The sequence below is a fragment of the Brotaphodocola sp. genome (assembly GCF_983179755.1).
Genome location: NZ_CFAHBC010000055.1, coordinates 1 through 9131 on the forward strand (window position 1 = coordinate 1; position 9131 = coordinate 9131).

Sequence of the window (9131 nt, forward strand, 5' to 3'; positions counted from 1 at the left end):
AGATTGATTATATCTTATTAGCCACTACTGTTACAACTATAGTTTATCACAACATTCTTTTAAGACAAATCCGGCAATACAAAAAGGACACTCTGCTGACGCCACTGTTTGCAGGAGTGGAAGTCATCATGGAGGTTCTACTGCCATTTATTACAGCCAGAATCATTGATGAGGGGTTAAATGGAGAGAATCTCTCCGCCGTTTATCGCTACGGCGCACTTATGGTTGTGATGGCAATGCTCAGCCTGCTGTTTGGTACACTCGCAGGAAAATATGCCGCAAGCGCATCGTCAGGCTTTGCCTGCAACCTGCGAGAGAGCTTGTATGAGAAGATCCGGACCTTCTCGTTTTCCAACATCGACAAGTTTTGCAGAGGGGTAATTCAGAAGTGCACGCAAAATCTCCGCAAACGTCGACATAAATTTGCAGAAAGAAAGTGTTTTATTTTGTTATCGTAATTGCAAGGCTATTATTTATGAACAAAAGTATGATTTTTATTCATTTTCTAAATTTTATACTTTATTTTGAGAAATTTAGAAAAAAGTATTTCATTTTTTTGGTAAACTGTGGTATGATGTCTGAAAACAGAGCTTGAGCTGGAGTTAAAGATGGAACGAAATAAAATTTAAAATTTAAAACATTCTGAATCAGACTCAAAATAAAAATGAATTGGAAAATGAGGAGGAAACGATTATGGCATTTGATATTACACCTTATGTAGATATGAGTCCGGCACAGGTGCGTCAGCTGATTCGTGAGGGAGTGATCGACTTCCCAACCGCTGGTATGTGTCGTGGATATGCACAGGCAAACCTTGTGATTCTTCCGCCGGAATATGCAGCAGATTTTGAAGAGTATGCAAATAAAAATCCGTTTCCGTGCCCGATTCTTGAGATCGTAAAGGGTACCCCGGACACTCATGCAATGGGAGAGGGTGGAAACATCTGTACCGATATTCCGAGATACCGCATCTATGAGAACGGTGTCTTCACAAAAGAGCTGACTGATGTTTCCGATTATTGGAAAGAGGGTTATGTCGGCTTCCTGATCGGATGTTCGTTCTCGTTTGAAGAAGCGCTGATTCGCGAAGGCATTGAAATTCGCCATATTGCACAGGGCAGAAACGTGCCGATGTTCAAGACCAATATCCAGACCGTTCCGGCAGGTCCGTTCTCCGGTCCGATGGTATGCTCAATGCGCCCGATGACACCGGAGAATGCACAGAAGGCTTATGACATCACGGTCAAGATGCCAAACGTTCACGGCGCACCGGTACAGATGGGTGATCCGGAGAAAGTCGGTGTCAAAGACGTCATGAAGCCAGATTATGGCGAGGCAGTTGACATCTATGAGGGCGAGATTCCGGTATTCTGGCCGTGTGGTGTGACTCCTCAGGCAGCAATCGAGAATGCAAAACTTCCGATTGTCATCACCCATGCACCGGGGCATATGTTCATCACCGACATTCCGAATGCAGAGCTGAACGATTATCTGGAAGCTCGCAAGCACAAGAAATAATGGAATCATGCACAAAGCTGGTACATGCGCCGACATGAAGAAATTACCGTGTTCTGCGGTTCTGATAGAAAAATCCTTATAACAGTTATCCAAAATATGTATGAGACTTTCGTATCAAATTAAGATACAATAGGTTTGGAAGAAGATATTTTTACAGATGAATGGAAAGGAAGTCAAAAAATGTTTTTGGGAAATGATGAAGTGAAATTTGAATTTGCACATGTCGGAATCAACGCGCAGACCCCGGAAGAAGGAGAACGCATGAAAAATTTCTTCACGGATGTGATGGGATATCACGATTACCGAGAAATCCCAGCGTCATTCTTTACCGTTGATAACAAGATGGAATTGATGAAGAAAATGGGAAAGGGAACGATGGGACATCTCGGATTTTTCGTCAACGACATGCCAAAAGCAATCGAGTATCTTGAGTCGAAGGGCTATCCGGTTGATTATGACACAGCAAGATATGAGGAAGATGGAAAGACGATCCGCCTGATCTTCATCAAGGAGGAGATCAATGGATTCCGCATCCACATTACGGTGAAGAAAGCACCGTTTTATGTAGAAGCAGAGAACTGAGATCTCTCAGAACAATCTAAAACCATATAAAAAAGAGTATGCCTTGGTACATTCTCGTTCCGAGTGCATATCCTTGCAAAAAAGCTCCCGCCCCTCATCAGGATTCACGAAATATGAATTCCATAAATGAGAGACAGGAGCTTTTCATATGCTTATGCTTAATACAACCACCGATATTACTCTACGGTTACAGACTTTGCAAGGTTTCTCGGCTGGTCAACGTCAAGACCCTTTCCGATTGAAGTGTAGTATGCGATGAACTGCAATGCAACGATGATCGGGAATACCGTGAAGCGGTCATCCATATTCGGGATACGGATGTGGATATCTGCAAGATTCTCATCCACAACCGCGCTTTCCTTTGTCAGGAGAATGATGAAAGCACCGCGCGCCTTGACCTCACGGATGTTGGAAATTGTCTTAGCGAACACATGTTCCTGTGTCGCAATTGCGATGACCGGAACGTTGTCGGAGATCAGTGCGATCGTACCGTGCTTGAGTTCTCCCGCTGCATACGCCTCCGCATGGATGTAGGAAACCTCCTTGAGTTTAAGCGCACCCTCGAGAGAGAATGCATAGTCAAGACCACGACCGATAAAAAACGCATCCGGATGATTAATCAGATGAACTGCAAGCTCGTGGAAGGTCTCTTTCTGTGCAAGCATCGTCTCCATTGCAGGAATCGCATCGAGGAGATCGGAGAGGAAGTCTTCTGCCTGTTTCTCTGTAAACTTTCCGCGAACAAGAGCCATTCTGCATCCTACCAGGTAGAGCGCTGCAAGCTGTACGGAATATGCTTTGGTGCTTGCCACAGCGATCTCCGGACCTGCATGGGTGTAGAGCACGTAGTCGCTCTCACGCGCGATTGAGGAACCTTTTACATTGACAACTGCAAGCGTCTTAGAGCCATACTGATGAGCAAGGCGCATCGCCGCAAGTGTATCGATCGTCTCGCCGGACTGGGAGATGATGATCACCAATGTCTTCTCATCGATCAGCGGATCTTCGTAACGGAACTCAGAAGCAATGCTTACTGCTACCGGAATCCGAAGCAGAGGTTCCATCATTGCACGCGCAACCATACCGGCATACATTGCTGTACCACAGGCAACGATGTGGATCTGGTTGCAGTTTGTAAACAGATCATCCGGAATCTTGTCAGCCGTGAAATCCGGGAGACCGTGGCTCATTCTCGGCAGGATCGTGTTCTTCATGGCATCTGGCTGTTCATGGATCTCCTTCATCATAAAGTGCGGATAGCCGTTCTTCATTGCAGCATCCATGTTCCAGTTGACCGTCAGAATTTCCGGGGTAAACTTCGTAAATGCCTCATCGAGATTGTAAACCTGCACCTTGTAAGGCGTCAGCTTCACGATCTTTCCCTCCGGAACAACGAAATACTGGTTCGTGTAAGGAATCAGCGCAGTCAGGTCAGACGCAACAAGGGCACCGGAGTGCGTGTAGGAAGCTACAAGCGGGCTGACGCTTCGGACCGCATAAATAGAACCCGGCTGATCGTCAAACATGATACAGAAGCCGTAAGAACCGCGCAGCTTCTCCTGAAGTTTGCTGATTGCTTTGAGCGGATCGCCATCATAGAGCGAGTCGAGTACCCATGCAGCAACCTCACTGTCGGTCTGGGAGATCAGTCGGTCTTCTAAATGAAACTCCTTGGTCAGCTCATGATAGTTCTCAATGATTCCGTTGTGAATCAGAGTCACGCGTCCGGCGCGATGCGGATGCGCATTCTGTTCGGTTACACCGCCGTGGGTTGCCCAACGCGTATGACCGATTCCGCAGTGGGATGCCCCCTTGATGATCTCATCACAGTATTCTCTGAGTGCCTGTACTTTTCCAGTCTTCTTCGCAAGACAGATGCTGGAATCCTCCATCACAAGAGCAATTCCTGCACTGTCGTAACCGCGGTATTCCAGCCCTGCAAGTCCATCTAACAGAATTTTACGAGCATCTAAAGGTCCTGAGTATCCAATAATTCCACACATAATATTAATATCCTCTCTTTACTGTCTTAGTTGTCTTATCTTTTTTTCTTTGTGTTTTTTATTTTTTCGTACAAAAATAAAACCACAAACCTGTAAAAGGAATCTGATCGCTTACGATTTTGATAGAATCTGACTTTTTTGTTTCGGTTATCCGACAGTTGTTTTGCAGTTACCCGCATATTTTGTCGAATATACACGCCCGAAACGGCATGGGAGAGCACCCGCCGAATTTTCGATATTCTCTCCACCTCGTTAACCCTGCATGCAGAAGACGATTGACATTTTTGATATTTCAAAAAGATATTTTTGTTTACTGATCGTCCATTCACGAACCTGCACAGGGTGCCTGGCGCTTAGCTTTGCTATTTAACTTCTGTTCCTCCTTCTCACAGATCTGCCCCTTATTATACTAGAAGTCCCCCCCTTTCGTCAAATGTTTCACCAGTCAAAATAGGGCTTCCTGCGATTTTTTATGAGTTTTTCATGAGATCTTCAAGAAATCTTAAAAAATTTCTTAAAGGATTGTCTCTGTATTTCCAGTTTTTTCTATGCTACAATAATATATCGAAAAATCAGAAACCAGGTGCGTAGTGGAATGAAAATAGACAAAAGAAAAATATATTCCATGATTGGGACAATGTCCCGCATGGCGATTGCAGATCGAAGGAAATATGCGGCAGCGGGGTTGATGCTGATGTTTGGGTGTGGAACAGCTGTACTCGGTCATCTCTGTCCGATTTATCAGCCGGAACCGGTTGTTGAGGAGGTACTTGCCACAGAGGAAGAGACGGACTGGGAGACCGAGGATGATACGCTCGCTTCAACGGAGGTTGTCGAGGCGGACGCAGGATGGCAACCGGTTGTGGATGATCTGAATCTTGCTCATTACTTCCCGGATGGTGCAGATCAGACACAGATCACGCAAAGTCTGGCAGGACAGATCTTTAAGACGCTGATGACTCATGATGAGAACTGGATCAGCCAGATTTATGACATGTCGGATGTCACCCCGGCACAGATGGCACAGAAACTCGGAAAACCGCAAAGTTCGATTATGGGAAAATATAATCCTGAAGACAACCGACAGAACAAAGATGATCCGTCTACCTGGACGATCAATTCGTTCAAAAACATCCGTATGACGGCAACGGATGGCGATGGAAATGCGATTACCCCGTATTCCAATGTGCGGGAGATCATGTCGATGGCAAATCTTTATACCTATTATAAGGGTGTCACGGATTACGATCTCTTTCTCTCCTATGCGAAGGCACTCTGGGATCAGTCTCATTCCTACACCGTCAGCCTATCGGATGTCTATTACTGTGATGGCTGTATCGGAGAGGATGCTCAGTTGAGACAGAAGGAAGAACTGGAAAAAGAGGCGAAAAAGGAGGAGAGCGGAATTTCCTATGAGGAGGCCTTTCTCGGGGCTGAGAAAGGGGCAGAGAGTGAAGAAGCAGAAGCTGGAGCTGTGTCGGGAGAGGATCTCATCGATACGCAGGCTTCTTCTGGCTCTACGTCTATGATTGTCTCAAACAAGACTTCTGAACAGAGAGCTTCTGAGGAGGCGTCCCGCGCAGAGTCAAAGCAGGCAGCCTATGAGTCTTCTGTTGCAGAACAGGAGGCGAGTCGGGCAGCGGAAGCGACAACAGCGGGAATGATTGTTTCCAGTAAAAAGGCATCCTGGCAGACCTCTGCCGATCAAAATCAGGAGACGAACATGTCCTCGAACAAGTCCAGCTCTGAAAGTTCTTCTGCTTCTTCAGATTCTTCAAATACAGAGAGTGGTGGATCGACAACAGAGCCTTTGGCAACCATGACAGCGACAGAGTCGGATGCCGTTCCCTCTGCGACGGTGGCGCAATCTCAGGTTCAGGCGCAGACTCAGGCTCAATCTCATGAGGTTGCATCGGATTCGAAGTCAAAGAGCTCAAAGTCAGGAACTTCCTCTTCGTCGTATTGCCCGGGTCATGTGGATCTGATTATCCATATGAAGATTACCGGACTCAATGAGAAAAATCAGAATCTATTTGTGAAAGATTCGATTGGGAATGATCCTGCGAACCTTGGGGATCCGGAGACGGAGTGGCGTGGATGGGATGAAGCCGCGATGACAGCAGTGCGTTCTCTTGCCTCGCAGGACTGGTTTGAGAAATATGGATTAACCATATCTGCGATTTCGGGAAGAAATGCGCTGACAAGTGCAGAAATCGAGGCATATATGGCACAGCTTCCGGCAGGATTATCCGAGGAGCGCCTTCGTATCATCCGTTTTGCACTGAATTCTGTCGGAAAAGTCCCTTACTATTGGGGTGGAAAAGCATCTGCTCCAAATTATGCCGGAAACAGCTTCGGAGTTCTGACAACCGCTGATTATAAAGGACGAGTTTTGAAAGGACTTGACTGCTCCGGCTGGATCGGCTGGGTATACTGGTCTGTAACCGGAAAACGTCTCCCTTACGAGAGCACATCGGGACTTGCCGCTACCGGAACGAGCATCAGTCGAGACCAGTTAAAGCCGGGCGACATCATTATTCGCACGGGAACAGACGCCCATGTGATCATGTTCCTCGGATGGACTTCTGACGGAAGAATCCAATGTATTCATGAGAGCAGTGCCTCGGTGAACAATGTGACCGTTGCCGTCCGCGATGCAAACTGGCCTTATTATCGCCGACTGATCAATGATTGATAAACATTGAAATCGCAAGAATCAGAAACAGAAACGTAAGTTAGTTATTAAATGAATGAAATTGGGAGGACAAAAAATGAGATACGGAGATGACAGACAACCGTATGAGGAAGATGAACTTGACCGAATGCGAAGACGAAACCAGAATCGGGGACGTCGATCCTCGTCTCGCAGATCTTCTTCTGAAGATGGACGAGATCATGATTATGCGCAAAGTAGAAACAATCGAACATATGATCGATACGACGATGAGGACACACCTGGAAGTCGAAGCCGTTCAAATCGTTCAAACAATTATTCCGGTGGTAGAAATACAGGAAGAGCAGGAAGACGACGCCGGAGAAAGAAGAAGGGAAATGGCATCTTAATGGTGCTTCTGATTGCTCTTCTCTTGTTCATCGGATATCAGGGTGTCTCCATGTTTCGCGGTGGCGGATACTGGACAATCGCTGTGTTTGGTGTTGATTCCCGAGATGGAAACCTTGGAAGCGGGGCGCTTTCGGATGTCGAGATGTTGTGTAGCATCAACAAGAAGACCGGCGAGATTCGCCTGGCATCTGTTTTCCGTGACAGTTATTTGAGAATTGATTCCGATAACGACTATGACAAGATCAATGAAGCCTATTTCAAGGGTGGTCATGAGCAGGCGGTATCAGCTCTGGAATCGAATCTGGACCTCTCGATTGACGACTATGCGACATTTAACTGGAAAGCCGTTGTCGACGGAATCAACATCCTTGGCGGTGTTGATCTGGAAATCACGGATAAAGAATTTGCTTATATCAACTCGTTTATCACAGAGACTGTAAATTCCACCGGAATCGGATCGGTTCAGCTCGAGCACAGCGGAATGAATCATCTTGATGGTGTCCAGGCTGTCGCCTATGCAAGACTTCGTCTGATGGATACAGATTTCAACCGCACAGAGCGTCAGAGAAAGGTACTCGGTCTTGCAATGGAGAAAGCAAAACATGCAGATGGCAAAACACTGAAAAATCTGGCATCTGCGATCTATCCGGAGATCTCAACAAGCATCGGCTTAAATGATCTGCTCACATTTGCACGTGGGGCAAGGAAGTATTACATCGGGCAGACTTCCGGTTTCCCGTTCTCCCATCAGGAGATGAAGATCGGAAAGAAGGCTTGCGTCATTCCGACGACTCTGGAAAGCAACGTGATCCAGCTTCACAGTTTCTTGTATGACGATGAAAATTTTACTCCGTCTGCAACGGTTCAGACCATCAGCAATCACATTGCGGAAAAGACCGGTCTTGGTCAGCCTGGAAAGGATACGGAATCCGGAAAAAACATCGGCGCTGAGGGGAATACCGGTGAGAATTCCGGTTCTTCCAAAAAGAAGAATTCAGAGACTCCGGCTGAGAATGCAAACGATGCCGGAAATGGAAATAATCAGAATGTAGAAAACAGTTCGGAGAACGCGGAGAATACCGAAAATGCAGATAATAACGCCAATGCATCCTTGGAGACTTCCAGTTCAGTTTCCTCCACAATCGAAGCCTTAGATCCGTCTGAGGAAGAAAAAAACAATGGCAAGGAGGAGACAAAATCAGCGGTTGTCGCTTCCCCGGCACCGGAAAGCTCGGATACCGTGACCGGACCTGGTGTAAAGAAAGAGAATCCTTCTGAAACGCCGGGAAATGCGCAAGGAACGAATGCGATTTTGGAAGCTCCGGGACAAGCCTCTGGAGCCTCCGGAAATTCTACTGATGGTCAGGCAGGATCGGAAAACGGAGGTCCTGGTGCTCAGAGCCCGCAGTAGGTGAAACATTAGTTATAAGGAAGAAAAGAATTTATGTTTTTGCTCGAGAGTCAGATGGGACAGAGAATGTCTTGTCTGGCTCTCTGTCATTTTATACATGTAACCTTATTGTGCAGGAAGTGTCTCTTTTATTTATGATCTGGTTGTTCAGAAAAAGGTTATATGTTATTATGTTCTTTAATGAATAATTTTTAAAGAAAGAGAAAGAAGATGAAGTAAATATGCATCTAGAAGGACTAATTGTTGGAATTTTTACATTTCTTGTTATTGGACTTTTCCATGGAATTGTGGTTAAAACGGAATATTATTTTAGCAAGAGTGTTTGGCCGGTATTTTTAATTTTAGGAATGATTTTTCTTGTATTGTCCTTATGGATTGAAAATACAGCAATTGGAAGTGTTGTAGCGGTACTTGGTGTTACCTGTCTTTGGAGTATTAAAGAGCTTTTTGAACAAGAACGGCGTGTTCAGAAAGGCTGGTTTCCAGAAAATCCAAAACGCAAAAGAAAAGAATAGTTTCTGATGACGACTATATCAGCAAAAAAGGGTAGTAG

At 45.8% G+C, this 9131-nt stretch carries 6 protein-coding genes and 1 pseudogene; 6 read left to right on the plus strand and 1 reads right to left on the minus strand.

The features are described 5' to 3' along the window. The 3 genes and pseudogenes from AC4EVX_RS12410 to AC4EVX_RS12420 all read left to right on the plus strand — a co-directional run. Positions 1–458, plus strand: a pseudogene (locus AC4EVX_RS12410) (hypothetical protein); the annotation flags it as partial. A 235-nt stretch (positions 459–693) separates the two neighbouring features. Continuing rightward, positions 694–1518 (plus strand): putative hydro-lyase, encoded by an 825-nt coding sequence (locus AC4EVX_RS12415; protein ID WP_177977942.1) that lies wholly within the window; start codon positions 694–696, stop codon positions 1516–1518. Between the two features lie 180 nt (positions 1519–1698). Further along, entirely contained in the window at positions 1699–2100 is a 402-nt protein-coding gene (locus tag AC4EVX_RS12420) for a VOC family protein (RefSeq protein ID WP_177977941.1), read from the plus strand. Between the two features lie 176 nt (positions 2101–2276). Here the strand turns inward: AC4EVX_RS12420 and glmS are convergent, their stop codons facing one another. After that, complete coding sequence (gene glmS / locus AC4EVX_RS12425) at positions 2277–4103, minus strand: glutamine--fructose-6-phosphate transaminase (isomerizing) (RefSeq protein WP_177977940.1); 1827 nt, start codon at positions 4101–4103, stop codon at positions 2277–2279. Between the two features lie 625 nt (positions 4104–4728). Between glmS and AC4EVX_RS12430 the strand changes: the two genes are divergently transcribed. From AC4EVX_RS12430 to AC4EVX_RS12440, 3 genes are all read left to right on the plus strand, one after another. After that, positions 4729–6798 carry a C40 family peptidase gene (locus AC4EVX_RS12430; RefSeq protein ID WP_490160312.1) on the plus strand — a complete coding sequence of 690 codons (2070 nt, stop codon included), beginning with the start codon at positions 4729–4731 and terminating at the stop codon, positions 6796–6798. A 76-nt stretch (positions 6799–6874) separates the two neighbouring features. After that, the gene (locus AC4EVX_RS12435; protein ID WP_490160313.1) at positions 6875–8578 is read left to right on the plus strand and encodes an LCP family protein; all 1704 of its coding nucleotides are present in this window, start codon (positions 6875–6877) and stop codon (positions 8576–8578) included. A gap of 221 nt (positions 8579–8799) precedes the next feature. Continuing rightward, positions 8800–9093: a DUF4491 family protein gene (locus AC4EVX_RS12440; RefSeq protein ID WP_177977937.1), complete on the plus strand. Its 294-nt coding sequence runs from the start codon at positions 8800–8802 to the stop codon at positions 9091–9093. Positions 9094–9131 lie beyond the last annotated feature (38 nt).

Excerpts from the sequence above, each read along its gene's own strand:
- AC4EVX_RS12430 (WP_490160312.1), top strand. The coding sequence starts at position 4,729 with ATGATTGGGACAATGTCCCGCATGGCGATTGCAGATCGAAGGAAATAT.
- AC4EVX_RS12420 (WP_177977941.1), top strand. The coding sequence starts at position 1,699 with ATGTTTTTGGGAAATGATGAAGTGAAATTTGAATTTGCACATGTCGGA.
- glmS (WP_177977940.1), bottom strand. The coding sequence starts at position 4,103 with ATGTGTGGAATTATTGGATACTCAGGACCTTTAGATGCTCGTAAAATT.
- AC4EVX_RS12435 (WP_490160313.1), top strand. The coding sequence starts at position 6,875 with ATGAGATACGGAGATGACAGACAACCGTATGAGGAAGATGAACTTGAC.
- AC4EVX_RS12440 (WP_177977937.1), top strand. The coding sequence starts at position 8,800 with ATGCATCTAGAAGGACTAATTGTTGGAATTTTTACATTTCTTGTTATT.
- AC4EVX_RS12415 (WP_177977942.1), top strand. The coding sequence starts at position 694 with ATGGCATTTGATATTACACCTTATGTAGATATGAGTCCGGCACAGGTG.